The following is a 25,412-nucleotide window of genomic DNA, read 5'->3' as shown; positions in this document are numbered from 1 at the left end:
TGCCGCTGAAGTCCTTACAGCGTGATCGCGAAAATTTTGCAGTGGTGGCTGTAGCTCAGTTGGTAGAGTCCAGGATTGTGATTCCTGTTGTCGTGGGTTCGAGTCCCATCAGCCACCCCAGAGAATTTGAACAAAAAGCCCAGCCCTCACCGGCTGGGCTTTTTGCTTTCTGGAATTCGTGCAGGTGCTGCGCGGGCATTTCCCGCAGCCATCGGCGCGCAGCGTAACCACCCGCCCACGCAAGCAGCCCGACGCCCGCAGCACCGACCCCGCACTAAAGCTGAATTTTGACCTGCGTCCCGACTTCAATAACCTGATCGGGAGGCAGTTTAAAAAACGCCGCGATATTACCGACGTTATGCAGCATCACCGCGAACAGCCGTTCGCGCCACACGGCCATGCCGGCGCCCGGCGTCGCTACCACCACCGCGCGGCTCAGGAACCACGAGGTCTCGCCAGGATCGAATGCGAGCCCGGCCGCCTGTCCGGCGGCGAGCGCCTGCGGCAGATTCACATCGTCCTTGAAGCCGTAGTTGACGATCACCTGATAGCCGCCCGGGCAGAGCCGCGTCACCTTCAGGCGCGCGCTTTCGGGCACCCGGGGCACGTTCTGCGACACGACCGTCACGAACAGGATGCGCTCGTGCAGCACCCTGTTGTGCCGCAGATTATTGACGAGCGCATGCGGCACGGAGTTCGGGTTGGGCGTGAGGAAGATGGCCGTACCGCCCACGCGCACGGGCGACCTCGCGAGCAGCGCGGCGAGATACGGCTTGAGCGGCTTCTTGCCCGCACGCACACGGGCCTCGGCCATCATCAGTTGCGATCCGCGGCCCCACGTCGCCATGACGGTGAACATGAGCGTGCCGATCACGAGCGGGAACCAGCCGCCTTGCACGATCTTGAGCAGGTTCGCCGAAAAGAACAGTGCGTCGATCACGAGGAAGAAAACTGTCGCTAACACGCAGAGCACCCAGTTGTAGTGCCACGCGTAGCGCACGACAAAGAACGTGAGGAACGTCGTGATCAGCATCGTGCCCGTGACCGCGATGCCGTACGCCGAACCGAGCGCCGTCGACGACCCGAACCCGACCACCGCCGCAATCACGGAGGCGAGCAGAATCCAGTTGATGCCCGGAACGTAGATCTGGCCGATCTCGCGCTCGGACGTGTGCACGATGTTCATGCGCGGCAAAAACGCGAGGTGCATGGCCTGCATCGCCATGGAGTACGTGCCAGAAATCACGGCCTGCGAGGCGATGACCGTCGCGAGTGTCGCGAGCACGATCATCGGAAAGATCGCCCATTGCGGGAAGAGCCGGTAGAACGGATTCTGGACGGCGCCCGGATTCGCCAGCAGCAGCGCGCCCTGTCCGAGGTAATTGAGCGCGAGCGCGGGAAACACGAGGCCGAACCAGGTAAGACGAATCGGCCGCTTGCCGAAATGGCCCATGTCGGCATAGAGCGCCTCGGCGCCCGTGAGCGACAGCACGACCGCGCCGAGCGCCACGAACGCGAGCCAGCGGTGGTGCATCACGAAAGCGAGGCCGCGCAACGGGTTGAGGGACACCAGCACGATCGGCGCGGCGGCGATATTGACGAGACCCACCACAGCGATCACGACGAACCAGAGCACCATCACCGGTCCGAACACCGCACCGATGCCGCCTGTGCCGCGTTTTTGCGCGATGAAGAGCGCGATGAGCGCAGCGAGCGTCACGGGGATCACGAAGGTCTTGAGTTCCGGCGCGGCGACTTCCAGCCCCTCGACGGCGCTCAGCACCGAGATGGCCGGCGTGATGACGCTGTCGCCGAAGAAGAGCGCCGCGCCCATCACGCCGACGAAAAGAAGCGTCTGACGAAGCCGTGGCCGGTGCGACACCGACGAGGCCGCGAGCGCCAGCAGCGCCATGATGCCGCCCTCGCCATGGTTGTTCGCGCGCAGGATCAGCACGACGTACTTGAGCGTGACAACGACCATCAACGACCAGAAGATCAGCGACACGATGCTGACGATATTGAAGGCATTGAGCTCAAGCCCGTTGCCCGGATCGAACACCGTGGAAAGCGTGTACAGCGGGCTCGTGCCGATGTCGCCATAGACCACGCCGAGCGCTGCGAGCGCGAGCGCGCCAGGCGCCTGCGGATGAGACCCGGAATCGTGCGAGGAATCGGCTGCGGGCGTGGCCGGTGAGGAATCTCCCATGACTGCCTCCTCGTTCGGGCATGAAGCAACCCGCACTGCCTGATCACCGTCGTTTCGTGGATGCCGCTGCGGCGGCATGCGCCACAACCGTCGCGCGCCGCGCGTGCTCAACCTTAGGGCAAGTATAGGAATTTCCGGCGCGAAGGCACGTCACGCGCACCAACGTCACGCTGCTGAAACAACGCAGCGTGACGTTGGTGCGCAATCCCGGCGGCGTCTGTGAATCACACCGTGCAAATCGCACCTGGTTTGCAGTTCTATTCATGCGCCCGCCTCGAACGCGAAGAGCACGCGAAAAGCGTCCGTTACACCGCCGCGCGGGCATCGGCCCACGCCCGCGCCGCTTCAAACCCCGCTTCGGCGGCAGCGTGTTCGGTCGACCAAAGCCGGTCGATATGGACGAGTTGCCAGTCCTGCAGGACCGCATCGTCCTTCAGCACGCGAAAGTGCGCCTTCACGCCCGTGAGCACCTGCTCGACTGCAACCTCGATGTCGTAGCCCTTGTAGTGCTCCTCGTAGTCACCCATGTCGATGCCCTTCGGCTCCATGATCTTTTCTCCTTCGTGACTGGCCGGTTCATCGTAGCACTTCCCTCTGGCTACGCCCGTGCGCCTCGACGGCATCCTGATTGCACGACACGCCAGCACCCCGCACCGCGTCGAGAGCCGGCCACGATCATCATGGCAACGCGGGCCAAAGAACGGCCTGCACAGCTAAAGCCGCCGCCGCGAGGCGCCGATATAATGGCGCACATCCTTGCAAGCGCACCCACGAGGCGCGCCGCGAGCCGACGCTTCGTACTCTCGTCTTTCGAAATGCAAAAACTGATTCTGCCGTTCGTATCGGGCTTTCTCGCTTCGTTGTTCTTTCGCGAAGCGACGCTTGCGCTGCTGCACGCGGCACAGGTCATCGATGCATCCGGTTTTTCGACGCAACCGTTCCTTCCGCTCGGCTTGCCCGAGTTTCTCGTCAACGCGATCTGGAGCGCCATCTGGGCGGTGCCGATGGCGTGGCTGCTGCAGGTGTCGCCCTCGCGGCCCGCGCCGTGGGTGCCGGCGTTCGTGTTCGGCGGCCTCGTGCTGACTGCCGCGATGCTGTTCGTCGTCGACCCGCTGCGCGGCATCTGGCCGAGCGGCAACATGCTGCCGCGCGTCGCGACGGGGTTCGCCTCGAATGCCGTGTGGGGATGGGGCGCGCTCGTGTTCATGCGCGCGCTGATGAGCGAGGCCGCGCAGGACTGATCCACCCGCGCGTTGCAGCGCGCGCGCCGGGCTACTCCCTCACTCCTGCAGATCGCGCAGCGGATGATCCGCCACCGTCCAGGGGCTCTCGAACATGCTTTCGACCTCGCTGGCCGGTACGTCCTCGCTACGCGCGAACCGCCAGAGCGGGCGGTTGTCCTTGTCGATGATGCGCGCGCGGATCCCTTCCATCGCATCGCCGCGAGCGAAACTCGAGCGCGTGAGATCGAGATCGCGACGCAACACGTCCGCCATCGCGCCCTCTGCACGCGACACGACTTCGAGCGACACCGCCATCGAAAGCGGCGAGCGTTCGCGCAACACCTCCAGGATCTGCCCCGCCCATTCGCGCTCGGGTTCCTCGGCTTCGCGCTGCGCGGCGGCGAGCAATGCCGCGATGGCCGGCACGTCCGCCTGCGAAAAATGCCGGTCGATCCACTCGCGCGAACCGGCGAGCGCGCAGGTATCGATGGCATGACGCATCTGCGCGCCCGTTGCGGCCACGCGCCGAAGGTACGCGACGATGTCCTCGCTCGTCGCAAACGACTCTGTTTCAAGCGTGTCGATCAGTGCGGGCCATGCGGCTTCGTCGAGATACACATCCGCGAGACCCGCGTAAAGCGCGCTGGCGGCGTCGAATGTCTCGCCGCTCACCGCGAGATAGCGGCCGATCGCACCGGGCGTGCGCACGAGGAACCAGCCCATGCCCACGTCAGGGAAGAGACCGATGCGCGTTTCGGGCATCGCCATGCGCGTCGACGCGCCCACCACGCGCAGACCGCCGGTGCGATACGCGCCTTGTGAAATACCCATGCCGCCGCCCATCACGACACCGTTCATGAAAGCGATATAGGGCTTCGGATACGCAAAGATGGCGTGATTGAGGCGATATTCGTCGGCGAAGAACGTGTCGAGCGCGGCCTGATCGCCCGCGCGGTACGACGCGTGCAGAAAGCGGATATCGCCGCCGGCGCAGAACGCGCGCGCATGACGCGAGCGCACGACCACGGCAAGCACGTCCGGGTCGTCGCGCCAGCGCTCGAGCGCGGCGAGCATGACACGGACCATACCGGTAGACAGCGCATTGAGCGCCTGGGGACGTTCGAGTTCGATGAGACCGATGCGGTTCGCTACGCGCGCGACGACGTGCGGATCGGCCTGACTGGCGGACGGGGCTTCCTGTGGCATGGCGATGGCAGAAACTGAAAGCGCAATGAAAAGGCTCCGCGCGGGTACACACGACGCATCGAGCCTATCACGTCGCCGCAGCGTTCGTTTTCCTGGTGGCGTGCCCCGGCGCTTCGGCGGACAGCTCGGGACGCACGAGCAGCCAGGCGTCGAGTGCGGCATCCACGAGTTGTCCGGGCGGTGCGTGCGGGAACTCCGGCTGGGTCAGCGATAGCGCCACGATGCCGTGCAGCGTCGCCCAGAAAGCCTCGGCAAGCGCCGCGCTCGCGGCCCCGTGCACGGCATCGAGGGCCTCGGCGAACAGGCTCGCCGGATCCGGCGTTGGTCCGCCCGGCTCGCCGCGTTCGCGCGCGTTCGCCATGCCAGGCACGTCGATGAACACCACCCGATAAGTCTGCGGGTACGCACGTCCGAACGCCACGTAGGCATGGGCAAGTGCGCGCAGCCGCTCGGCCGGATCGGCGATCCGCACGCACGGTTCGAGCTGTGCGAACAGTTGCGCATGGCCTTCGTGGCCGAGCGCACGCGCGATTTCGTCGCGATTTTCGAAGTAGAGATAGAGCGACGCTGGCGAGTAACCGATCGCCTCGGCGATCTTGCGCATCGAAAGCGCCGCGAAGCCGTCGCGCACCACGATGCGCCGGGCGGCGTCGAGAATGCGATTGCGCAGCGCCTGTCGCTGGTCGGCGTGCGAGCGGCCTTTGCGTTCGTGGAGTTCCATTGCGTCGAATGCGTTGGGTGCCGGCGCTTTCGCCTCGGCACCCACGCGTGGTTATGAGCGAAGCCGGCCGGGCGGAAAATGCCCGCTCTTGAGCAGGACCGGCGTGCCGTTGCTGAGTTCGAGATGGGCGCGGGCGACCTGTTCGATACGCGTGCGGCCCGCGTCGAAAGCCTCGATCGACGCATCGCGGCTCGCGGTCAGCGCACCGAAATGATCTTCGAGGGCCTCCACTGAAATCGCGCACGGCACGCGTGCGCCATCGACGAGCGCCGCAAACACGACAGTCAGATTCGAATCGTAATAGAGCGGTGCGTCGGAAGAAAAATGAATATCCATCACCAGCCTCGCTGGGCAATTCGTCGGAATAAACCCCCGCACCGGTTGGCGGCGCGCATGACCGACCATGTTACGCCTCGGCCCGCCGCGCAGTCGCGAACGTGCGTGCGGCTGTTGCGCGCCTGGCATGCTGCAAGTCATGCCGGGCGCGCGTGGTCAGCCTGTGGGGAAACGGTGCGATACCCGGGCGCGAGCAAAGCCGCAGTGATTCGTCGCTGCGCTGGGCAAGCCGGAACCAAAGCGCGCGCCACGCGTGCTGCCTGGCCCGTTCAGTGCGCTTCCATCTTCGAGAACAGATTGAGCACGACGACGCCCGCCACGATCAGCCCGAGGCCGAGCACTGCGGGCAGATCGGGTATCTGGCGGTAGAGCGCCATCGCGACGAGCGTAATGAGCACGATGCCCACGCCCGACCACACCGCGTAGACGATGCCGACCGGAATGCTCTTGAGCGTGACCGAAAGCCCGTAGAACGCGAGCGCGTAGCCCACGATGACGATGGCCGAAGGCACGATGCGCGTGAAGCTGTCCGATGCGCGCAGCGCGGACGTGGCAATGACTTCGGCAATGATGGCGATGACGAGCCAGCTCCAGGGACTCTGTGGCATTGCGTCAGGCCCTCGCTAACGCAAGCTGCGCGTAATCGGCGCCGAGCAGCGCGCACAGCGCCTCGACGACGAGTTCATGATCGGACCGCTGCGGCAGCCCCGAGACCGTGACCGAGCCGATCACGCCCGCACCTGCGACGGCCAGCGGAAACGCGCCGCCATGAGGTGCAAAGTCGGCAACCGGCAAGCCGTGCTTCTCGGCTAGCGTCGTGCCTGCCTGCTGCATGCGCAGGCCGATCGCATACGAGCTGTGACGGAAGTGCTCGACGACACGCGACTTGCGGCGCACCCAGTCGACGTTGTCGGGCGTCGTTCCATCGAGCGCGCTAAAAAAGAGCGGCTGACCGAACGTGCGCACGTCGATGGCGACGGCGAGCGTTCGCGCAAGCGCGAGTTCGTGCAGATGCAAGCCGAGGGCCCACGCACGGCCTGCGTCGAAATGGGGGAAGACGAGCGCCTGTTCCTGCGCGGCGATCGATTGCAGATCGTGAGCGATATCCATGGAGACGAACCGTAATGACGACGGCGCCGAAACGCCGCCCGGTGAACGTCGGCAGGTGCCAACGGAATGAGTTCATCATTCTAGCCTGGCGCGTGACGCAAGCTTCCTGCGGGCCGTTCGAAGGCCATTCGTCATTTGGTATTGCTATGTTGCGGCGGTTACGTTACAATCTTTTCTTCGACGGACGCGGGGTGGAGCAGTCTGGCAGCTCGTCGGGCTCATAACCCGAAGGTCGTAGGTTCAAATCCTACCCCCGCAACCAAGTAGATTAAATCAAAGGCTTACCATGCATCCGCTGGTAGGCCTTTTGGTTTTTTGCGCCCAACGTATCGACGTGCCGGTGTGGTTAATGACATCGCGACAGGCATCGCATCATAAAACGACGCGTAGTTTCGGGATCACGCCGCATTCATCCACGGCCGGAGATCAATTTGTCCGCCGAGCTACCCACGGCACCATCAGGATAGCCAGGATCGCAATCCCCGTTGCAACGTAGCCGATACTACCCAGCCCCCATTCCTTGATCGCCAATCCACCGATAATCGCCCCCAGTCCAGTGCCCGCATTAGCGGCTGAAACATTCAAAGTTCCAGCCAAAGCTTTAGCATGTGAAGCCGATTTCATTACTCGAACCTGGCATATCGGAAACAGTGCGGTATAGGCGACGCCCCAAATCGCTAGCGCGACGATTAGTAAACCCAGGGAATTCGCTACCGGTACACTTATCGCCATGCCAAAACCGAGTAGCGAAGTAAAGATCAGCGTAGCCCGCAATGGATTGCGATCCACCAGTCTCCCACCCAACCAGTTGCCGAATATACCAATCGCACCAAACCCCATAAGCCACCAACCGACCCGAGACGAAGCCACTCCAGCTATGCGCTCCAACGTGTCAGCCAAGTACGTGTAGGCCGTGAACATCGCAGTAAACACCACGACCGACATAATCACATTAGCTATAAAGTGAGTGTCCGCGAGAATACGGGTCTGCTCGGCCAGGCGCAACCGCTGCGGTCGAGCCAGGGTCGGCATGAACCCTAGCATCAACAAGGCCATCAGCAACGATAATCCGGCCAGTCCCCAAAACGTGCCGCGCCAACCGATGGAATTGGCTGCCAAAGTCCCTATTGGGATACCAAATAGCAAGGCAGCCGAGATACCAAGATATACCCGCGAGACAGCACGTCCTGCGAGTTGTGGCCCCGCAAGCTGCCCAGCCGTTTCGCTGGCCACCCCCCAGAAAACCGGAAGCACCATCCCCGGGATAAAACGAGCTACCGCCAGCACCCATATGTTGGGAGCAATAGCTGCCAACGCATTGGCTCCGGCGAAAATCAGCAGAATCGTTATAAACAACCGCTTGCGTTCGACATGCGATAGTAATGCCGTAAGCACGGGTCCAAACAGCATTACCGTAAACGCAAACAGCGTGACCAGCTGGCCAGCCACCGAAATAGAGATATTTAAGTCACGGGCCAAAACCGGCAATAACCCGACAATCGAGTATTCCGTCGTGACAATAACGAAGGCCGCAATAACCAAAAGGAAAATCGAAAAACCATTGCCCTCATTTTTATTCAATCCAGCAGCTACGTTTTCAGAAACATCGATATATTCACTCGACATAATCGATCTCAACGACAAGAATGCACATAATATCAGCCACCCTCAAAACTAGAAACAGGATTTCACTGCACCGCCGTCGACTCTAATTGCAGCCCCCGTAATGGAGGATGCAAGTTCACTACAGACAAACGCCACGACATTACCAACCTCTTCGGGAGAAGAAAATCTTTTTATAATAGATGTCGGGCGAACAGAGCGAAAATATTCCTCCGTGAATTCATCAAAATTTGCGCCACCAAGGCTTGCAACAAATTCCTGAACCCCATCTGTGAATGTCGGGCCGGGAAGAACGGAGTTTACTGTTACACCAGTTCCAGCAAATGTTTCCGCGAGCCCGCGAGAAATTGCCAATTGTGCGGTTTTGCTGAAGCCATAGTGAATCATTTCCACCGGAACATTGATTGCACTCTCGCTACTGATAAAAACAATTCGCCCCCATCCAGTCCGCCTGAGAGCTGGAGCATATTTCCTGGACAACCTGACACCACTCATTACATTGGCGTCAAAAATATCAAACCAATCCTTATCGGTTGACTTATCAAAATCAACTGCCCCGTAGAGCCCGATGTTGTTAACAATGATCTCGGCATCGGGATGAGACTCATATAGTCTATCAACCTCTTTCGCATCCACTAAGTCACCAACAAAGCCGATCAACTGACCATTTGAGTCAGGATTCAAATATTTAATTCTTTCAATGGCACCTCCAACACCATCCTCACCCCTTCCATTTACAATCACGGTGATTCCCGCACCATAAAGAGCGCTGGCAATGGCAAACCCAATACCCTTGGTTGATCCGGAGACAATAGACTTTCTGTTCGGTCCAAAAAGCTTCATAAACACCTCTAAATTGATTTATTTTCCGAGAATCTTAAAAAGAACTTCTGACAATTCCTCTCCACCGGCGGCATCCGGCAAACCAATCCATGCTATATAACCATCCGGGCGGATTAATATGGCAGAGCCCTCATGAAAATCACATCTATTGGCAAGATCGAAATAGATATCCTGTATTTCGCCTCGCATTGACACCTGATATAAGGAAAGAGGAATTCCCTTGCGATGCGACCACTCTTCAGCGGCCTTAATCCAGTGCTCACCCGAGGCCCCTGTTATCAGTGAGAATGACCCTCGACCGATAAGGCTCAACGACGACACTTCCTTTCCCTTATAAAGCAGCCAAACGTGAGGAAAGCGAGCGCCAGGAGAAATTTTTGAGTGAAATATTGAATTAACGTTTTCCAGGTCACCATCCGATACAAGATGGCCTTCATCGTCCGCTATCGTCAGGCTTGATTTATAGGATATATTCGATTCAATCCCAATAAAATTAAACTCGTTACTCTTTTCCAGCACACTTCTTGCAAGACTGGTTCTTGCATCCCTATTCCTCTCTGAATTTCCCCGAATTACTTCTATATCCAATGCGGCTTCGTCCTCACCATCCGAGAACACAGTCAATAGCTCTTTTGTTTCCGAGAGGCTTTTATTGGCCCGTCGCACAATCTCCCTTCCGACGGGCACTCGCTCTTCCGAATATGTTTCAAGAATCCTCTCGGTAGCCCAGCCTTTTACAACGTAGGCCAATTTCCAGGCGAGATTGTACGAATCCTGGATCGAGGTATTAGAACCAAGGCCGTTATTCGGCGGATGCCGGTGAACAGCATCTCCTACACAGAATACCTTGCCTTTCGAATACTCTTTTGCATAAGCGTCATTTACTGTCCAGGTAGAGATATTTTTTATCGATATATCATCAACATCTTCACCAATAATTTTTTTAATGATCTCCAACGCCTTTTCTTCGTCAACCTTCGGAGGCGGGCGAGATATGTCATAGCTCCAAACGCAAAGCCACTCGTTCCAGGGACGAACCATTCTTAGCAAGCCGACAGAAAGTCCGCCAACTCTAGCCTCCGGATTGAGCATCCAGAATAATGCACTAGGGCGATGCGCAACGAAGCGCGTCAGATCTGCTTTAAATACAATATTTATACTACCCGCAACGCCCATCCTTCCAGAAAAAGGAAGCCCAACGCTTTCGGCAATGGAGCTACGCCCTCCATCCGCGCCCACAAGATACCTGGATTTTATCTGATAAATTTCACCAGACACTCTATCTTTGACAGTCGAAATAACATGCGAGAGATCTTGCTCGAAAGAAATAAATTCAGTACAAAATTTTATGATACTCCCGCTTGCAGCCGCCTTTTCTATGAGAATAGGCTCAACGTAATTTTGCGGAATATCACATACCTCAAACGGGCTATTGAGCAAATACTCCGAAACTCTATTTGGCGCAGCACCCCATGACTTGATTCGGCCAATCTCTTCACTAACAAGAGTTTGACATATCACGCTGTTCCCAATGTACTGATTTGGAACTGCATGAGCCATGACACGTTCGATGACACCCAACTCATCGAAAATCTCCATTGTCCTCTGACTCGTAATGTGTGCTCGCGGCGTATCTGCAAGCCACTTATATTTCGTTACAACAATATTGCTAACGGAGTACGAACTCAACAACGCTGCGGCCGATGCACCTGACGGACCGCTACCTACTATGAGTACATCTGTTTCGATCATGAAATCACCTCCCAGTTTTTTCTCGCCTGCACATCGGCATAGGTGATCATTTTATTTAGCATTTCTCACTAAATTGGCGATATAATTTCCCATATTGTTGGAATTTTTTTCCATAATTTTGGAATCATGGTCCCATCTGAACGACTTAAAGGTATAGAGGCTTTCGTGACTGCCGCCGACGCAGGCAGTTTTACGTCTGCTGCTGAGCGGCTGAACTTGACCAACTCTGCTGTCGGAAAAAGTGTGGCTCGTTTGGAGGCGCGATTGGGAACCCGTCTTTTCAACCGAACGACAAGGAAGCTGTCACTAACTGACGCTGGCGAAGCCTTTTACGAAACATGCGTCAGAGTTCTGGGAGAACTTCAAGATGCGGAAGCAATGTTGGCAGCTCAAAAGAAAGAGCCGGTAGGCCGTGTAAGGGTTGACGTTCCGGTTTCATTCGGGCATCGAATCGCCTTACCGTCACTCCTCGATTTTTCTGAGCGGCATCCCAATCTGCGCCTTCACGTTTCGTTTTCCGACAGATTCATTGATTTGGCTGACGAAGATGTCGATCTTGCGATTCGCATTGGAGGAGATAACGGACAGCATCCATCGCTGAGCCAGCGCTACCTGGGCCGTGAGAAGGTGATTTTCTGCGCGTCGCCAGAATATTTGCACCGGAATGGATCTCCGGAATCAGTAAATGATTTATTTAAACATCGTCATATTGTTTACGAGAAACAGGATGGCAGCATTAGTCCATGGATTTTCCCTCGCAATTCCGGCGAAGTAAAACGCCGCTCATTACAGGGAGAAATGATAATCGGGCATGGCGAGGCGTTATTAGCAGCGGCTTTGGGAGGTCACGGAATTGCGCAATTGGCAACGTGGCTTATCGAAGACGATTTAAAAACCAGCAAACTCATTGAGGTTTTACCAGACTTCTCTACTGATGGATTGGAACTAAACATAGTATGGCCAAAACGGCGTAAATTATCCCCCAAGGTTGATGCACTTATAACGTTCCTGACACCATCCTTGAAAATAAGATAAAAGCACTGGCGTACGGCACGAACGTTTCCGCCGCAGAGATCCCGCCCGGCCGCGAGCGTCGCGGTGATACACTCGCATCACCCTTCCCCCTATCGTGCCCATGAAATTCTGCTCGACTTGCGGTCAGGCGGTCAGCCTGCTCGTACCGCCCGGCGACAATCGCGAACGCTTCGTCTGTTCGGCTTGCGGCACCGTGCATTACCAGAATCCGCGCAATGTGGTCGGCACCGTTCCCGTATGGGAAAACAAGGTGCTGCTGTGCCGCCGCGCGATCGAGCCGCGCTACGGTTACTGGACGCTGCCCGCGGGTTTCATGGAGATGGGCGAGACAACCTCCGAAGCCGCGGCGCGCGAGACACTCGAAGAAGCCGGCGCGCGCGTCGAGATACAGAATCTCTTTTCGCTGCTGAACGTGCCGCACGTGCATCAGGTGCATCTCTTCTATCTCGCACGCCTGCTCGACACCGATATCGCCGCGGGCGAAGAGAGTCTCGAAGTGCGGTTCTTCGAAGAGCACGAAATTCCGTGGGACGACCTCGCGTTCCCTACAGTCGTGCAGACGCTGCGTTTCTTCTTCGCCGATCGCGAGTCCGGCAGTTACGGTCTGCATACCGGCGACGTGCTGCGCGCCATGCGCGACGACTGATCCCCCGCACCGCCGATGGTTCCCTGGCTCGGGCCCGAAGACCCGTTTCCCAACGTCGAGCGCGCCCTCGGTGCGGACAGCGGCGCACCCGGCCTGCTCGCAGCGAGCGCCGACCTGCTGCCCTCGCGTCTCGTCGAAGCCTATCGTCACGGCATCTTCCCCTGGTACTCCGACGGCCAGCCCGTGCTCTGGTGGAGTCCCGATCCGCGCATGATCCTGCGCCCCGACGAGTTCAAGGTGTCGCCGTCGTTGAAGAAGACGCTCAAACGCGTGCTGCGCGACAGCGCGTGGGAGATCCGCGTCGACGCCAGTTTCGCCGCCGTGATGCGCGCCTGCGCGAACGCACCGCGCCGCGGGCAGCGCGGCACCTGGATCACCACGGAGGCGATCGACGCCTATTCGACCCTGCACCGCATCGGCGACGCGCACAGCGTCGAAGCCTGGTGCGATGGCGAGTGCGTCGGCGGCCTCTATGGCGTGTCGCTCGGCACGATGTTTTTCGGCGAATCGATGTTCGCGGCCGTGACCGACGCCTCCAAGATCGCGCTCGCAGCACTCGTCGCGCATCTGCGCCGGCACGGCGTCGCGCTAATCGACTGCCAGCAAAACACCGCGCATCTCGCCTCGCTCGGCGGTCATGAAATCGCGCGCAAAGCGTTCATCGCGCATGTGCGGGCGACGGTCGACGCGCCGCGCATTCCGTGGCGTTTCGACAAGCGCGTCCTCGCCGATCTGGTGACGGGCGCGGGCGCACTGCCGGTTGTCTGAACGCCGCGCCTGGCGCGGCATGAAACGCATTTCACGCGTTACACGTGCGAGACAGTCCGGCGCAAATCGTCGGATGCCGGTTCGGAGTCGATGCTAGACTGCAACCAGCACACGTCGCCCGCACACGCCATCCGCATGCGGTTTCGCGACGATCCGAACTGCCACGAGAGCTGCCAACGTGACGCATCCCAACGAGCTGCCGCTTTCACCGCTTTCCGCGCTGCAATTCTATGCAACGGCGCCCTATCCCTGCAGTTATCTGGAGGGGCGCATCGCGCGTTCGCAGGTGGCGACGCCAAGTCATCTGATCAACTCGGACGTCTATACCGAACTCGTGAAGGCCGGCTTCCGGCGCTCAGGCGTTTTCACCTACCGGCCCTACTGCGACGGCTGCCGCGCCTGCGTGCCGGTACGCGTGCCGGTCGCGCTGTTCGCGCCGAACCGTACGCAGCGCCGCGTCTGGCGCCATCACGGCGGCCTCGTGGCGACCGTCGCGCCGCTTCACTACGACGAAGCGCATTACATGCTCTACATGCGCTACCAGTCCGCGCGCCACGCGGGCGGCGGCATGGACCGCGACAGCCGCGACCAGTACGAGCAGTTCCTCCTGCAAAGCCGAATCAACTCGCGCCTCGTGGAATTCCGCGAGCCCAACGAAGCCGCCCCTGACGAGCCCGGCGAGCTGCGGATGGTGAGCATGATCGACATCCTCGGCGATGGGCTTTCGTCGGTCTACACGTTCTTCGAACCCGACACGCCGCACGCGAGCTACGGCACCTACAACATCCTGTGGCAGATCGAACAGGCGCGCAGCCTGCAATTGCCCTATGTGTACCTCGGCTACTGGATCCGCGAGAGCCCGAAAATGGCCTACAAGTCTCGCTTCCGGCCCATCGAAGGTCTGCTCGACGGTGCCTGGACCACGCTCGATCCCGATCTGGCAAGTCCGGTGCGCTGAATCACGCCCGCGCCGCGCGTGCACCGACGGGTGCGTGCAATACCGCTAAAATAGCGGGTTCCCACTTTTTCAGCGCCCGCGCCCTCTTCTCGTGTTCAGCTCCCTCTATCCGTTTCTGCGCAGCCAGCTCTTTCGCATGGACGCCGAAGACGCCCACCACCTGACATTGCGCGCCATCGGCGCTGCCGGGCGCACCGGCATCGCCGGGCTCGTCGCACCGCACGTGCCCGCTGCGCCGCGCACCGTGATGGGTCTCACGTTCCGCAATCCGGTCGGTCTCGCGGCGGGGCTCGACAAGGAAGGCGCGGCAATCGACGGATTCGCCGCGCTCGGCTTCGGCTTCATCGAGGTGGGCACCGTGACGCCGCGGCCGCAGCCGGGCAATCCGCGTCCGCGCATTTTCCGGCTGCCGCAGGCGGGCGGGATCATCAATCGCATGGGCTTCAACAATCACGGCGTCGAGCAGTTCGTGAAGAACGTGCAGGCCGCGCGCTATCGCGGCATCCTCGGCCTGAACATCGGCAAGAACGCCGATACGCCGATCGAGCGCGCCGCCGACGACTATCTCTTCTGCCTCGAACGCGTCTATCCGTTCGCGAGTTACGTGACGATCAACATCTCGTCGCCGAACACGAAAAACCTGCGCCAGTTGCAGGGCGCGGGCGAGCTCGACGCGCTGCTCGCCGCGCTCAAGGACAAGCAGCAACGGCTTGCCGACATTCACGGCAAGCTCGTGCCGCTCGCGCTGAAGATCGCGCCGGATCTCGACGACGAACAGATCAAGGAAATCGCCGATACGCTCCTGCGCCACAGGATCGAAGGCGTGATCGCAACCAACACGACGCTTTCGCGCAGCGCCGTGGAAGGTCTTCCTCACGCGCAGGAAACAGGCGGTCTTTCGGGACGTCCGGTATTCGACGCGTCGAATGCGGTGATCCGCAAGCTGCGTGCCGAACTCGGCACCGAAGTACCCATCATCGGTGTGGGGGGCATCTTCTCGGGCGAGGACGCGCGTGCGAAGATCGACGCGGGCGCCGCCCTCGTGCAGCTCTACACCGGCTTTATCTACCGCGGCCCCGCACTCGTTGGCGAATGCGTGCGCGCACTGGCCTCGGCGCGCGCCTGACGATATAGTCTCAGGCTGGTTCCGTGCATTACGCGGCACGCGTGCCTGTGCTGGCAACTTCGGCTGGCAACAGCGGCTGGCAACTTCGGCTAGCCCCATCGGCTGACGCCAGCGTCGTAAAACTGCAGCAAAACAAGAGGACAACGATGAAACTCGCTCTGCTGAAGAAAGTCTTTGTGGCCGCACTGATCGGCGCATCATTCGTTTCGGCCAGCGCCCATGCCGAAGACCTGCTCGACCAGGTGAAGGCGCGCGGCACGCTGCGCATCGGCCTCGAAGGCACCTTCCCGCCCTTCAACTCGAAGGCGCCGGACGGCCAGCTTGTCGGCTACGACGTCGATATCGCCAAGGCCGTCGCCGCGAAACTCGGCCTGAAGCCCGAGTTCATCACGACCGAATGGAGCGGCATCATCGCAGGTCTCCAGGCCGGTAAATTCGACGTCATCGTGAACCAGGTGGGCGTCACCGACCAGCGCAAGGCCGTGCTCGACTTCTCGCCCGCGTACACGTACTCCGCCGCGCAACTCATTCAGCGCAAGGACGACACGCGCCAGTTCAAGTCGCTCGAAGACCTCAAGGGCAAGCGGCTCGGCGTCGGCCTCGGCACCAACTACATGGACATGGCGAAGTCGGTGCCGGGCATCGACGTGAAGACCTATCCGGGCGCCCCCGAATATCTGGCCGATCTCGCCGCGAACCGTCTCGACGCGGCGCTCAACGACCGTCTGATGCTCGCGTATCTGCTGAAGAACTCGCAATTGCCGCTGCGCACGGGCGCGATCGTCGGCAGCGGCAACCCGTCTGCGATTCCGTTCAAGAAGGGCAATCCGAAGTTCGCGAAGGCCATCAGCGATGCAATGAACCAGCTCGAAGCCGATGGCACGTTCGCGAAGATCTCGGACAAGTGGTTCGGCATCGACGTCAGCAAGCCGGTCACCCAATGAGCCTCACGGTCGCGTAAGTCGCGGGGCGGCATCGCAGGATGCCGCCCCTTGCTTTTGGACGGCCCGCGCGGCTTCCTTCAATCCTGATCCGTGTCGCCCATGGCCATCACAACGCTCATCATCCAGTCACTGCCGGTGCTCGCACAAGGCGCAGTGCTGACCGTCAAGTTCGCCGTGCTCTCGATGATCTTCGGCCTCGTCGGGGCCGTCGTGCTCGCACTGATGGGCATCAGCACGCGCCGCGGGCTGCCGCGAATCGCACGGGTTTATGTGAGCATCATGCGCGGCACGCCGCTGCTCGTGCAGATCTTCGTCGTCTATTACGGATTACCGAGCATCGGCATCGCGCTCGATCCCACGCCAGCCGGCGTGATCGCGCTGTCCGCGAACGTGGCGGCGTATCTGTCCGAGAGCATGCGCGGCGCGATTCTCGGCATTCATCGCGGACAGTGGCTCGCGGCGTACAGCCTCGGTCTTTCGCGGCGCCAGACGCTGCGCTACGTGATCGCGCCGCAGGCGCTGCGCATTGCGGTGCCCAGTCTCTCGAACAGCCTCATCAGCCTGATCAAGGACACCTCGCTCGTCTCGGTGATCACCGTGACCGAGTTGCTGCGCAGCGCACAGGAAATCATCGCGTCGTCTTATCAGCCGCTGCCGCTGTACCTCGCTGCCGCGGCGATCTACTGGGTCTTGTGCCAGGTGCTCGAATGGCTGCAGCACTGGTTCGAGAAGCGCCTCGCCCTGCCCACGCGGCACTGAGCGTTCGCCTCACAACGCGCTCGCCCTACACGTTGCTCGCGCAAGCATGCCGGCCGCGCAACCGCAGTCTCAACGCTGCACGGCCGGTTCGGGCGAAAGCGCGCGCATCAGTTCGTCGGCGGTGTATTCGATCATCGCCGACGCAGCCGCCTCCGCTTCCTTCGCCTCGCGCCGCTCGATCGCATCGACGATACGCCCATGCGCGCGCACGATATTCGACCAGCCGTCCGAGCGCTCGTTAAGAATCGGATTCACGAGCGACAGCGCGCCGCGAATGATCGCCGCCATCTGCTGATAAAACTGATTGCCGCTCGACGCGAGAATGCGCGTGTGCAGCAACGCATCGGCGGCCTGGCGGCCCGAATCGCCGGCACTCGTCTGGCTCAATGCCTCGAACGCGTCGCGAATGCCCGCGATCTCCGCGGCACTCGCGCGCGTCGCCGCGAGTCCACATGCAGCCGGTTCGATCAGCGCGCGAAACTCGATCACGTCGCGTAAAAACGTCTTGTCCGGCTTCGCGCGAAAACGCCAGCTCACGACGTCTTCGTCGATCATGCGCCAGTCGTGCATTGGCCGGATGCGCGTGCCGATCTTCGGCCGCACATCGAGCATGTGCCGCGCCAGCAGCATGGAAAGCGCCTCGCGCATCACCGTGCGGCTCACGTCGAATTCCTTGGACAGCACATCCTGCGGCGGCAGGACAGCGCCATAGCGGTCTTCGACAATGCCGGCAATAAGGCCGTCCATGACCTTGCTGACCAGCGAGCGTTCCTTGTTCCCCAGTTCCATGACACTCCCCCGATTCGGCGGAAATCGCCCCTGTTTGCCAGTTACCGCGGGTCCTCGTGCGTCGTCGAGCTCAAACGTTACGTTGCATTCGGATTGCATGCTGCGCCAGCCAGGATATCTCCTGACAAGACATGAGCGTCACAAACATTCTGTCCATACAGCATCTTTTGCCGAATCGTGTTATGACCCGGCCCTTTCTTTTCGCGGCCTGTGCGCAGCCTTCACGGGCCGCCGGATTGAATGAAATGCCTATTTATCCAACCCTGGCGCTGCCGGTCTGCATAATCGGCGTAAGCGGCGTAAGCGAAACGATCGCCGCGATGGCGATGCGGCGGCCCGTGTCACCGCACCGCTTGCTGCGCGCCGTGTTCCCCGGTACGTCCGTACTGATCGTCGAAGCGCACGATGTCGTCTTCGCCGAGATAGCAGCCCGACTGAACCTCGATGATTTCGAGCGACGTCTTGCCCGGATTCTCCAGACGATGCTTCACGCCCAACGGAATATAGGTGGATTCGTTCTCGGATAGCAAAAAGCTTTCATCGCCGCGCGTGACGCGCGCGGTTCCCCTCACGACGACCCAGTGCTCCGCGCGATGGTGATGCAACTGCAGCGAAAGTCTTCCGCCCGGCTTCACGACAATACGTTTCACCTGAAAGCGCTCGCCGCGGTCGACCGAGTCGTAGCAGCCCCACGGACGCTCCACGCGCCGATGGTGCTGCACCTCTTCGCTGTGCTGGGCTTTCAGTTTCCCGACAATGGCCTTCACGCTCTGCACGCGATCCTTCGCCGCGACGAGCACCGCATCGGCGGTCTCGACCACCACGACGTCGCGCACGCCGACGCACGCGACGAGCCGCCCATCCGAATGCACGAACGTATCGCTCACGTCCTCGAACAGCACGCGCCCGCGCGCGACGTTGCCGCACGCATCCTTGCCCGAAACCTGCCAGAGCGCATCCCATGCGCCGACATCGGACCAGCCTGCCGTGAGCGGCACGACCACGCCCGCGAGTTGCGCATCGGCGCCGACCGACTCCATCACCGCGTAGTCGATCGAATCGGACGGACATGCCGTGAGCGCCACCACGTCGAGATGCAGGTTGCCATCGGCATCGAGCGTGGCGCGCTCGAATGCGCTCGCGCACTGCGCGGCAATTGCGGGACGGCAGCGCGCGACGGCCGCGAGCCACACGGATGCGCGCACAACGAAGATCCCGCTGTTCCAGCAGTAGTCACCGGATGCGACGTAGCCGGCCGCGAGTTCGGCGTTGGGTTTCTCGACGAAGCTTTCGATCGTTCGCGCACCGTTCGCATCGAGCAGCGGCCCCATGCAGATATAGCCGTAGCCGGTTTCCGCCCGCTGCGGCGGCACGCCGAGCGTCACGATCGCGCCGCGCGCGGCGTGCATGACGGCTTCTTCGAGCGCGCGGCAAAACGCGCTGCGATCGGCGATCAGATGATCGGCCGGCATGACGACGAGCACGGGATCGCGATCGGTCGCAGCGCTGTCGCGAACTTCGCTTTCACGGCGCGCCGCGAGTGCGGCCACCGTCAACGCAGGTGCGGTGTTGCGCGGCACCGGTTCGAGCACAATACGCGCGGCCATGCCGCTGCGCCCCAGTCGATCGACCGTCATCAGGCGCAGTTCCTCGCTGCTCACCACAAGCGGCACAGCTTTTTGCACCGGCACGGCTTTTTGCACCGGCACGGCTTCGGCACATGCGGGCGTCTGTGCGAACGCACATTCGAGCCGGCTGATGGTGGCCTCGAGCAGCGACTCGCCGTCGAGCAGATCGATCAGCTGCTTCGGGCATTGTTCGCGCGACAGCGGCCACAGGCGCGTGCCCGATCCGCCCGCCAGCACGACCGGTTGCACGACGAGCGTGGCCTCGGCATTCTGCGCCGCGGCGATCACGCCGCTCAGCGGCAATCTCTGGTTCATGCTCGCTCTCCCCCGTCAAAAGGCATCCTTGACCGGGCGTGCATTTAACGCCGTTCAAAGCGTCGCCGCACCCGGTCTGTGGGCTTTCATTGGAGCAAACGCCGGTGCGCGATTCTGTACGCACGCACACACTGACGTGCGCTGTTTCGCAGGCGAATCGTTCGTGCGAGTCAAGCCTCAGGGCTTGACGCAGGTCATGTTTCATCGACAGAACGTTGCGACGCACCAGGCGGGCGTGCCGCGCCAGTTCTGCATCTCACCGGAAAATCCGCCCCCCGCAGGCATTCCAACGTGACAAACATTTGCGAGACATGTTTCAGCGGGGAGTCAACTTCGTACACGGGCTTGGGCACGAAAAATAACTTCATACAATCAATGGCTTGAGGTCATAAAGCATCGACTGCCCCATACCTGGGTGGGCGAAAACAGCGTGCAGAACTGAAACAAAATGCCGCAGTCGCAAAGGCGGTTTCGCACAGGCCACCGGCAAGGACGCGCCCGGTGGAGGGTTGCGACGATCTGGCACACACCCTGCTATGTACCCATCACCACATTTGCGCAAACACCGCGGACCGAAAAGGTGGAAGCGCACGGGGTTATGGGGCTGGCACGACGAGCAGATAGCCGTACGGGAGACGGCGCATAACTACGGCTTCGTCGGCTGGAATGAGATAACAACGAGGCAGCGCGAGCAGCCTCCGACGAGGACCAATCATGTTGACCCTTCAATCCGATCTGCACGGCAATCATCTGCTTGGGGCGCTGCCGTCACACGAATGGCAAGCCTTGGCTCCGCACCTGGAACTCGTCCACCTGCGCACCGAACAACTGCTGTGCGATTCCGGCCAGCGCATTCACCACGTCTATTTTCCGACCAGCGCGATCATTTCGATGCTCTCGACCATGGAGGACGGCAGCTCGGTCGAAATCGCCGCGGTCGGGCGCGAAGGCATGACGGGCGTGCCCGTGCTTACCGGCGGCGAAACCATGCCGAACCGCGTCCAGGTGCAATGCGCGGGCTTCGCGTATCGCATGAGCGCACAAGCCCTCAAGCAGCAGTTTGCACGCTCGGACTTCATCCGGCGGCTCATGCTGCTCTACATGCACGCACTGCTCACGCAGGTCGCGCAGACGGCAGCCTGCAACCGCCACCACTCGCTCAGCAAGCAGTTGTGCCGTTGGCTGCTCATCGAAGTGGATCGGGTGGCGTCGAACGACCTCACGGTCACGCAGCAACTGATCGCCGATATGCTCGGCGTACGCCGCGAAGGCATCACGGAAGCCGCCGGCAAGCTGCACGACGAAGGGCTGATTCACCACAGCCGCGGCCACATCCGTGTGCTGGACCGCGAGGGGCTCGAATCGCGTGCCTGCGAATGCTACGGGCTCGTACGGCGCGAATTCGACCGCCTGCTGCCGCGTCTTCATCAGGCGGAAACCGTAGCGTGAGGCCGCGCGGGGTTCACCCCGCGCGTCTGTCTCGCCCTGGCTGGCTGCTTGTTTTTAGCTTCGTTCCGATGGAATGAGCGGCACGCCAGGCCGGTCGCCTGTAAACACAAACAGTCACGAGCGACGCGCGCGCCGCTCGGGCAGGTTTCAGCGCTTCGGATAGTCGATACGTTCGACGCCCGTTTCTGCGCCCAGCAGGCACAGATCGGCGCCGCGCGATGCGAAGAGGCCCACGGTCACGACGCCGGGCCACGCGTTGACGAGCGCTTCGAACCCGCACGGGTCGCTGATTTGCAGGCCCTTCACGTCGAGGATTTCGTTGCCGTTGTCCGTGATATAGGGCGAGCCGTCCTTCTGCACGCGCAGCACCGGCACGCCGCCCAGTTCGCTCACGCGCCGGCCGATCGCCGTGCGCGCCATCGGCACTACTTCGATGGGCAGCGGGAACTGGCCGAGCACGTCGACACGCTTGCTCGCGTCGGCGATACACACGAACACGTCGGCCACGGACGCAACGATTTTCTCGCGCGTGAGCGCCCCGCCGCCGCCCTTGATCATGGCGCCTTGCGCGTCGATTTCGTCGGCGCCGTCGACATACACGGGCAGCGTTTCGATCTCGTTCAGATCGAAAACGCGAAAACCGTGCGACTTCAGCCGCGCCGTGGTCGCCACCGAGCTGGAGACCGCGCCGAGATAACGGTCCTTGCTTGCGGCCAGCGCGTCGATGAAGCAGTTCGCGGTCGAGCCCGTGCCGACGCCGATCACGGCGCCCTGCGGCACGTTCGCGTTCACGTAGTCGGCGGCGGCCTGGCCGACCAGTTGTTTGAGTTCGTCTTGAGTCATGGAGAACCTGCCCGGAGAAAGGGAAATAGCGGAGAAAGCGGAAAAGCTGGAAAACGCATAGTTTACCGAAGTTGCGGGTCGCAGCCGCCGCAGTTGCGGTAGTTGCCATCGCAACCGCCGCCGTGCCGCGGCGCGCATTCAGGGTGTGGAGCCCGCTTCACCTGGTTGCGCGGGCATGTATTTGTCGAGCAGCGCCTGCGCGATGGCGTCGGTTTGCGCGTCGGGCGTGCCGGAATAGTCGCTCGGGCGGAAATGCATCTGGAACGCCGAGATCACCCGACGCGTGCGCTCGTCGAGCACGCCGTCCGTAGCGACGTCATAGCCGTAGCGCGCCAGCTTTAATTGCAGCGCTCGCACGTCGGCCGGCGCGTCAGGCGCACGGCCCGCGAGGTCGGCCTGGACCGTCGCGTCGTCCGGCCAGGCGCCCACGCCCGCATCGTATAGCTGCTTCCACGGGAAGAGCGGCCCCGGATCGGTCTTGCGCTGCGGTGCGATATCGCTGTGACCGACCACGCGCGTCGGCGGGATGCCATAGCGCGCGACGATATCTTTCGAGAGGCGGATGATCGCGTCGACCTGAGCGGGCGGCCACGGCTGCCAGACGCTGCCTGAAGCGCGCCCTGAAGCGCTACCCGAAGCGCTGCCTGAAGCCGTATCGCGCGGCCCGAGATTGACGTTCTCGATGCCGATCGACGCCGCATTCAGTTCAGTCGCGCCCTGCCATTCGCTCGCGCCCGCATGCCACGCGCGCTGCGATTCCGGCACCAGTTGCCACACCACGGGCTTGCCGTTCTCGATGCGCGGATTGTCCGGCACGAGGTAATGCGCGCTGACCGCTTCGGTGGTCAGCACCTTGAGCGAATCGGCTTCGTCGAGCTCGGTGTAATGCATCACGAGAAAGCGGATACGCGAGTCGACGCTCTGCGCGTGATAGCGCGTATCGGCCACGTACGCGCCGCGATCGCTCATCGTGCTGCCCGCGCAGGCCGCAAGCGCGAGCGTCGTTGCAAGCGCGGCGGCACGCAGGGTAAAGCGGTACAGCTTCATGTGAAGAGGCCCCGGCTCGCTCGCTTTCGTTCACTTATCGCGCGACCGTCCGCTGGCGCACGGCTTCGAACAAACAGACGCCCGAAGCCACCGACACGTTCAGGCTCTCGACCGTGCCCGCCATCGGTATGTGCATGACTTCGTCGCACGTTTCGCGCGTGAGGCGGCGCATGCCCTCGCCCTCCGCACCCATCACGAGCGCGACCGGGCCATCGAGCTTCGTCTGATACAGGCTCGCGCTCGCGTCACCGGCTGTGCCGACCACCCACACACCCGCATCCTTCAACTCACGCAACGCACGTGCGAGATTCGTCACGGTGATGTACGGCACGGTATCCGCTGCGCCGCTCGCGACCTTCGCAGCCGTCGCGTTGAGACCCACCGCGCGATCGCGCGGTGCGATCACCGCATGTGCGCCCGCAGCATCGGCGACGCGCAGGCACGCGCCGAGGTTGTGCGGATCGGTGACACCGTCGAGCACGAGCAACAGCGGCGAGCCCTGGATGCCGTCGAGCAGTTCGGCCAGATTCTGTGCGAGCGGCATGTCATGCACACGCGCCACGACGCCCTGATGGCGCTCCGTATGCGCGAGTCCCCAGAGCCGCGTTTCGTCGGCTGCAATCAGGCGCACGCCCGCATCCTTTGCGGCGTGCAGGAAGTCCTGCATGCGGCGGTCGCGCCGCGTCGGATCGTAGTAGACATCCTCGACCGTCGACGCGTCGTGCCGCAAGCGTGCGGTCACCGCATGAAATCCGTAAAGAACCTTGAGACGTGACATGACTGAAACAACCCCTGATGAACGGTCCTCAACGCATCACAGACATCGCGCGCTTCGCGAGCCTTGTGAGCATCAAGGACGAATGTAATCGCTCCGGCCGCAGCGCGGCACGGAAAGCGCGGCGTCGCCCGCTTCGGGCAAGCGCCGCGCGGCCGGCACACTCAGCGCTTCTTGCGCGAGGCGGCCTTCTTCGTTGCGGCCTTGGCTGCCGCGTGCTTCTTCGCCGTCTTGGCCGCGCTGCGTGCGGCGCGCGCTTCCTTGACGGCAACGCCCGGCGCCGGTGCGGCCTTCTTGCGGCGCGGCTCATTGGGCGCCAGCGCGCGCACGCGCGGGCCACCCTCGGCAACGCCCTTGTCGCCTGGCGCCGGACGATTGACGCCGGGCTTGACCGGCATGTCGCGCACGAGACGGAAATCGATCTTGCGCGCGTCGAGATCGACACGGCTGACCTGCACGCGCACGCGGTCCGAAAGACGGTAGCGGATGCCGGTGCGTTCGCCGCGCAGCTCGTTCTTGATTTCGTCGTACTGGAAGTAATCCGAGCCCAGTTCCGTCACGTGCACGAGCCCCTCGATGAAGAGCGCGTCGAGCTGCACGAAAATGCCGAACGACGTCACGCCGCTGACCATCCCGCCGTACTCTTCGCCGAGCTTGTCGCGCATGAAGTAGCACTTGAGCCAGGCTTCGACGTCGCGCGACGCTTCGTCGGCGCGGCGCTCGTTGGCGGAACAGTGCAGGCCGAGTTCTTCCCAGATGGCCGCGTTGTTCCTGCGGCCGCGGCCGCCGCGCTTCTCCTCGTCCTCGGCCTGCAGCGCGCGGGCGCGCGGCGACAAGGCCGTGTTCAGCTCGACGCCCGAAGGCGCCTGCGGCTGATACTTTTTGCCTTGCAGGATCGCGTAAATCGCGCGGTGCGTGAGCAGGTCCGGATAGCGGCGGATCGGGCTCGTGAAGTGCGCATAGGCTTCATACGCAAGACCGAAGTGACCGATGTTGTCCGGGCTGTAGACAGCCTGCTGCATCGAGCGCAGCAGCATCGTCTGCAGCATCTGCGCGTCGGGGCGGTCGCGGATGTGCGCCATCAGCGCCGCGTAGTCGCTCGCGTGCGGCGAGTCGCCGCCGCCGAGCGAAAGGCCCATGCCGCGCAGGAAGGTGCGCAGATTCTCGAGCTTCTCCGCGCTCGGCCCCGCGTGCACCCGGTAGAGGCCCGGATGCTTGTTGCGCTTCATGAAGTCCGCCGCGCAGACGTTGGCCGCGAGCATGCACTCTTCGATGAGCTTGTGCGCTTCGTTGCGCTGGCGCGGCACGAT

The 25,412-nt window shown here is 61.6% G+C and carries 25 protein-coding genes and 2 tRNA genes; 11 read left to right on the top strand and 16 right to left on the bottom strand.

Annotated elements, in window-relative coordinates; translation table 11 throughout:
- Positions 1-44: 44 nt before the first annotated feature.
- Positions 45-120: transfer RNA gene (locus Q0L30_RS22195), tRNA-His, on the top strand.
- A 154-nt stretch (positions 121-274) separates the two neighbouring features.
- Here the strand turns inward: Q0L30_RS22195 and Q0L30_RS22190 are convergent.
- Both Q0L30_RS22190 and Q0L30_RS22185 read right to left on the bottom strand, forming a co-directional pair.
- Positions 275-2,206 (bottom strand): potassium transporter Kup, encoded by a 1,932-nt coding sequence (locus Q0L30_RS22190; protein ID WP_296661809.1) that lies wholly within the window; start codon positions 2,204-2,206, stop codon positions 275-277.
- 305 nt (positions 2,207-2,511) lie between these two features.
- Positions 2,512-2,754 carry a hypothetical protein gene (locus Q0L30_RS22185; RefSeq protein WP_296661808.1) on the bottom strand — a complete coding sequence of 81 codons (243 nt, stop codon included), beginning with the start codon at positions 2,752-2,754 and terminating at the stop codon, positions 2,512-2,514.
- Positions 2,755-3,021: 267 nt separating this feature from the next.
- Here Q0L30_RS22185 and Q0L30_RS22180 point away from each other — a divergent pair, with 267 nt between their 5' ends.
- A complete protein-coding gene (locus Q0L30_RS22180) occupies positions 3,022-3,447 on the top strand; it encodes a hypothetical protein (RefSeq protein WP_296661807.1) in 426 nt (141 codons plus the stop codon).
- Positions 3,448-3,486: 39 nt separating this feature from the next.
- On the opposite strand, the gene Q0L30_RS22175 is transcribed toward Q0L30_RS22180, so the two are convergent.
- From Q0L30_RS22175 to Q0L30_RS22155, 5 genes are all read right to left on the bottom strand, one after another.
- The gene (locus Q0L30_RS22175; RefSeq protein WP_296661806.1) at positions 3,487-4,635 is read right to left on the bottom strand and encodes an enoyl-CoA hydratase/isomerase family protein; all 1,149 of its coding nucleotides are present in this window, start codon (positions 4,633-4,635) and stop codon (positions 3,487-3,489) included.
- 67 nt (positions 4,636-4,702) lie between these two features.
- Positions 4,703-5,356 carry a TetR/AcrR family transcriptional regulator gene (locus tag Q0L30_RS22170; protein WP_296661805.1) on the bottom strand — a complete coding sequence of 218 codons (654 nt, stop codon included), beginning with the start codon at positions 5,354-5,356 and terminating at the stop codon, positions 4,703-4,705.
- 51 nt (positions 5,357-5,407) lie between these two features.
- Positions 5,408-5,692: a DUF1488 domain-containing protein gene (locus Q0L30_RS22165; protein ID WP_296661804.1), complete on the bottom strand. Its 285-nt coding sequence runs from the start codon at positions 5,690-5,692 to the stop codon at positions 5,408-5,410.
- 269 nt (positions 5,693-5,961) lie between these two features.
- Positions 5,962-6,300 (bottom strand): multidrug efflux SMR transporter, encoded by a 339-nt coding sequence (locus tag Q0L30_RS22160; RefSeq protein WP_296661803.1) that lies wholly within the window; start codon positions 6,298-6,300, stop codon positions 5,962-5,964.
- Between the two features lie 4 nt (positions 6,301-6,304).
- Positions 6,305-6,802, bottom strand: a complete 498-nt coding sequence (locus Q0L30_RS22155; RefSeq protein WP_296661802.1) for a heme-degrading domain-containing protein — start codon at positions 6,800-6,802, stop codon at positions 6,305-6,307.
- Between the two features lie 185 nt (positions 6,803-6,987).
- Here Q0L30_RS22155 and Q0L30_RS22150 point away from each other — a divergent pair.
- Positions 6,988-7,064 (top strand) — tRNA-Met (locus Q0L30_RS22150).
- A gap of 164 nt (positions 7,065-7,228) precedes the next feature.
- Here Q0L30_RS22150 and Q0L30_RS22145 read toward each other — a convergent pair.
- The 3 genes from Q0L30_RS22145 to Q0L30_RS22135 are packed head-to-tail and all read right to left on the bottom strand — an operon-like array spanning position 7,229 to position 11,020.
- Complete coding sequence (locus tag Q0L30_RS22145) at positions 7,229-8,428, bottom strand: MFS transporter (RefSeq protein WP_296661801.1); 1,200 nt, start codon at positions 8,426-8,428, stop codon at positions 7,229-7,231.
- 48 nt (positions 8,429-8,476) lie between these two features.
- The gene (locus tag Q0L30_RS22140) at positions 8,477-9,268 is read right to left on the bottom strand and encodes an SDR family oxidoreductase (protein ID WP_296661800.1); all 792 of its coding nucleotides are present in this window, start codon (positions 9,266-9,268) and stop codon (positions 8,477-8,479) included.
- A gap of 18 nt (positions 9,269-9,286) precedes the next feature.
- Entirely contained in the window at positions 9,287-11,020 is a 1,734-nt protein-coding gene (locus Q0L30_RS22135) for an FAD-dependent monooxygenase (protein ID WP_296661799.1), read from the bottom strand.
- Positions 11,021-11,146: 126 nt separating this feature from the next.
- Between Q0L30_RS22135 and Q0L30_RS22130 the strand changes: the two genes are divergently transcribed.
- From Q0L30_RS22130 to Q0L30_RS22100, 7 genes are all read left to right on the top strand, one after another.
- Positions 11,147-12,055 (top strand): LysR family transcriptional regulator, encoded by a 909-nt coding sequence (locus Q0L30_RS22130; protein ID WP_296661798.1) that lies wholly within the window; start codon positions 11,147-11,149, stop codon positions 12,053-12,055.
- Between the two features lie 100 nt (positions 12,056-12,155).
- Positions 12,156-12,701 carry an NUDIX hydrolase gene (locus Q0L30_RS22125; protein WP_296661797.1) on the top strand — a complete coding sequence of 182 codons (546 nt, stop codon included), beginning with the start codon at positions 12,156-12,158 and terminating at the stop codon, positions 12,699-12,701.
- Positions 12,702-12,716: 15 nt separating this feature from the next.
- A complete protein-coding gene (aat, locus tag Q0L30_RS22120; protein WP_296661796.1) occupies positions 12,717-13,469 on the top strand; it encodes a leucyl/phenylalanyl-tRNA--protein transferase in 753 nt (250 codons plus the stop codon).
- 178 nt (positions 13,470-13,647) lie between these two features.
- Entirely contained in the window at positions 13,648-14,427 is a 780-nt protein-coding gene (locus Q0L30_RS22115) for an arginyltransferase (RefSeq protein ID WP_296661795.1), read from the top strand.
- Between the two features lie 91 nt (positions 14,428-14,518).
- Positions 14,519-15,553 carry a quinone-dependent dihydroorotate dehydrogenase gene (locus Q0L30_RS22110; RefSeq protein WP_296661794.1) on the top strand — a complete coding sequence of 345 codons (1,035 nt, stop codon included), beginning with the start codon at positions 14,519-14,521 and terminating at the stop codon, positions 15,551-15,553.
- A gap of 146 nt (positions 15,554-15,699) precedes the next feature.
- A complete protein-coding gene (locus tag Q0L30_RS22105; protein WP_296661793.1) occupies positions 15,700-16,497 on the top strand; it encodes a transporter substrate-binding domain-containing protein in 798 nt (265 codons plus the stop codon).
- Positions 16,498-16,596: 99 nt separating this feature from the next.
- Positions 16,597-17,256, top strand: a complete 660-nt coding sequence (locus Q0L30_RS22100; protein ID WP_296661792.1) for an amino acid ABC transporter permease — start codon at positions 16,597-16,599, stop codon at positions 17,254-17,256.
- A gap of 69 nt (positions 17,257-17,325) precedes the next feature.
- Here Q0L30_RS22100 and Q0L30_RS22095 read toward each other — a convergent pair whose 3' ends face one another.
- Together Q0L30_RS22095 and Q0L30_RS22090 are read right to left on the bottom strand one after the other, a co-directional pair.
- A complete protein-coding gene (locus tag Q0L30_RS22095) occupies positions 17,326-18,045 on the bottom strand; it encodes a FadR/GntR family transcriptional regulator (RefSeq protein ID WP_296661791.1) in 720 nt (239 codons plus the stop codon).
- A gap of 341 nt (positions 18,046-18,386) precedes the next feature.
- A complete protein-coding gene (locus tag Q0L30_RS22090; RefSeq protein ID WP_296661790.1) occupies positions 18,387-19,988 on the bottom strand; it encodes a mannose-1-phosphate guanylyltransferase/mannose-6-phosphate isomerase in 1,602 nt (533 codons plus the stop codon).
- 714 nt (positions 19,989-20,702) lie between these two features.
- On the opposite strand from Q0L30_RS22090, the gene Q0L30_RS22085 reads away from it, so the two are divergent.
- A complete protein-coding gene (locus Q0L30_RS22085) occupies positions 20,703-21,437 on the top strand; it encodes a Crp/Fnr family transcriptional regulator (protein WP_296661789.1) in 735 nt (244 codons plus the stop codon).
- A gap of 147 nt (positions 21,438-21,584) precedes the next feature.
- Here Q0L30_RS22085 and rpiA read toward each other — a convergent pair whose 3' ends face one another.
- From rpiA to Q0L30_RS22065, 4 genes are all read right to left on the bottom strand, one after another.
- Positions 21,585-22,280, bottom strand: a complete 696-nt coding sequence (gene rpiA, locus Q0L30_RS22080) for a ribose-5-phosphate isomerase RpiA (RefSeq protein ID WP_296661788.1) — start codon at positions 22,278-22,280, stop codon at positions 21,585-21,587.
- A 138-nt stretch (positions 22,281-22,418) separates the two neighbouring features.
- Positions 22,419-23,327, bottom strand: a complete 909-nt coding sequence (locus Q0L30_RS22075) for an N-acetylmuramoyl-L-alanine amidase (protein ID WP_296661787.1) — start codon at positions 23,325-23,327, stop codon at positions 22,419-22,421.
- 34 nt (positions 23,328-23,361) lie between these two features.
- Positions 23,362-24,105: a 23S rRNA (guanosine(2251)-2'-O)-methyltransferase RlmB gene (gene rlmB, locus Q0L30_RS22070; protein ID WP_296661786.1), complete on the bottom strand. Its 744-nt coding sequence runs from the start codon at positions 24,103-24,105 to the stop codon at positions 23,362-23,364.
- Between the two features lie 161 nt (positions 24,106-24,266).
- On the bottom strand, positions 24,267-25,412 hold a 1,146-nt coding region (locus Q0L30_RS22065; RefSeq protein WP_296661785.1), incomplete at its 5' end, for an RNB domain-containing ribonuclease.

Origin of the sequence: Paraburkholderia sp., assembly GCF_024281035.1 — a bacterium.
GTDB lineage: Bacteria > Pseudomonadota > Gammaproteobacteria > Burkholderiales > Burkholderiaceae > Paraburkholderia.
The sequence above is the reverse complement of the archived record's forward strand: the minus strand, read 5'-3'. Positions and strand labels throughout refer to the sequence as shown.

Coding starts and splice junctions, on each gene's coding strand:
- Q0L30_RS22190 (WP_296661809.1), bottom strand. CDS start 2,206: ATGGGAGATTCCTCACCGGCCACGCCCGCAGCCGATTCCTCGCACGAT.
- Q0L30_RS22185 (WP_296661808.1), bottom strand. CDS start 2,754: ATGGAGCCGAAGGGCATCGACATGGGTGACTACGAGGAGCACTACAAG.
- Q0L30_RS22180 (WP_296661807.1), top strand. CDS start 3,022: ATGCAAAAACTGATTCTGCCGTTCGTATCGGGCTTTCTCGCTTCGTTG.
- Q0L30_RS22175 (WP_296661806.1), bottom strand. CDS start 4,635: ATGCCACAGGAAGCCCCGTCCGCCAGTCAGGCCGATCCGCACGTCGTC.
- Q0L30_RS22170 (WP_296661805.1), bottom strand. CDS start 5,356: ATGGAACTCCACGAACGCAAAGGCCGCTCGCACGCCGACCAGCGACAG.
- Q0L30_RS22165 (WP_296661804.1), bottom strand. CDS start 5,692: ATGGATATTCATTTTTCTTCCGACGCACCGCTCTATTACGATTCGAAT.
- Q0L30_RS22160 (WP_296661803.1), bottom strand. CDS start 6,300: ATGCCACAGAGTCCCTGGAGCTGGCTCGTCATCGCCATCATTGCCGAA.
- Q0L30_RS22155 (WP_296661802.1), bottom strand. CDS start 6,802: ATGGATATCGCTCACGATCTGCAATCGATCGCCGCGCAGGAACAGGCG.
- Q0L30_RS22145 (WP_296661801.1), bottom strand. CDS start 8,428: ATGTCGAGTGAATATATCGATGTTTCTGAAAACGTAGCTGCTGGATTG.
- Q0L30_RS22140 (WP_296661800.1), bottom strand. CDS start 9,268: ATGAAGCTTTTTGGACCGAACAGAAAGTCTATTGTCTCCGGATCAACC.
- Q0L30_RS22135 (WP_296661799.1), bottom strand. CDS start 11,020: ATGATCGAAACAGATGTACTCATAGTAGGTAGCGGTCCGTCAGGTGCA.
- Q0L30_RS22130 (WP_296661798.1), top strand. CDS start 11,147: ATGGTCCCATCTGAACGACTTAAAGGTATAGAGGCTTTCGTGACTGCC.
- Q0L30_RS22125 (WP_296661797.1), top strand. CDS start 12,156: ATGAAATTCTGCTCGACTTGCGGTCAGGCGGTCAGCCTGCTCGTACCG.
- aat (WP_296661796.1), top strand. CDS start 12,717: ATGGTTCCCTGGCTCGGGCCCGAAGACCCGTTTCCCAACGTCGAGCGC.
- Q0L30_RS22105 (WP_296661793.1), top strand. CDS start 15,700: ATGAAACTCGCTCTGCTGAAGAAAGTCTTTGTGGCCGCACTGATCGGC.
- Q0L30_RS22100 (WP_296661792.1), top strand. CDS start 16,597: ATGGCCATCACAACGCTCATCATCCAGTCACTGCCGGTGCTCGCACAA.
- Q0L30_RS22095 (WP_296661791.1), bottom strand. CDS start 18,045: ATGGAACTGGGGAACAAGGAACGCTCGCTGGTCAGCAAGGTCATGGAC.
- Q0L30_RS22090 (WP_296661790.1), bottom strand. CDS start 19,988: ATGAACCAGAGATTGCCGCTGAGCGGCGTGATCGCCGCGGCGCAGAAT.
- Q0L30_RS22085 (WP_296661789.1), top strand. CDS start 20,703: ATGTTGACCCTTCAATCCGATCTGCACGGCAATCATCTGCTTGGGGCG.
- rpiA (WP_296661788.1), bottom strand. CDS start 22,280: ATGACTCAAGACGAACTCAAACAACTGGTCGGCCAGGCCGCCGCCGAC.
- Q0L30_RS22075 (WP_296661787.1), bottom strand. CDS start 23,327: ATGAAGCTGTACCGCTTTACCCTGCGTGCCGCCGCGCTTGCAACGACG.
- rlmB (WP_296661786.1), bottom strand. CDS start 24,105: ATGTCACGTCTCAAGGTTCTTTACGGATTTCATGCGGTGACCGCACGC.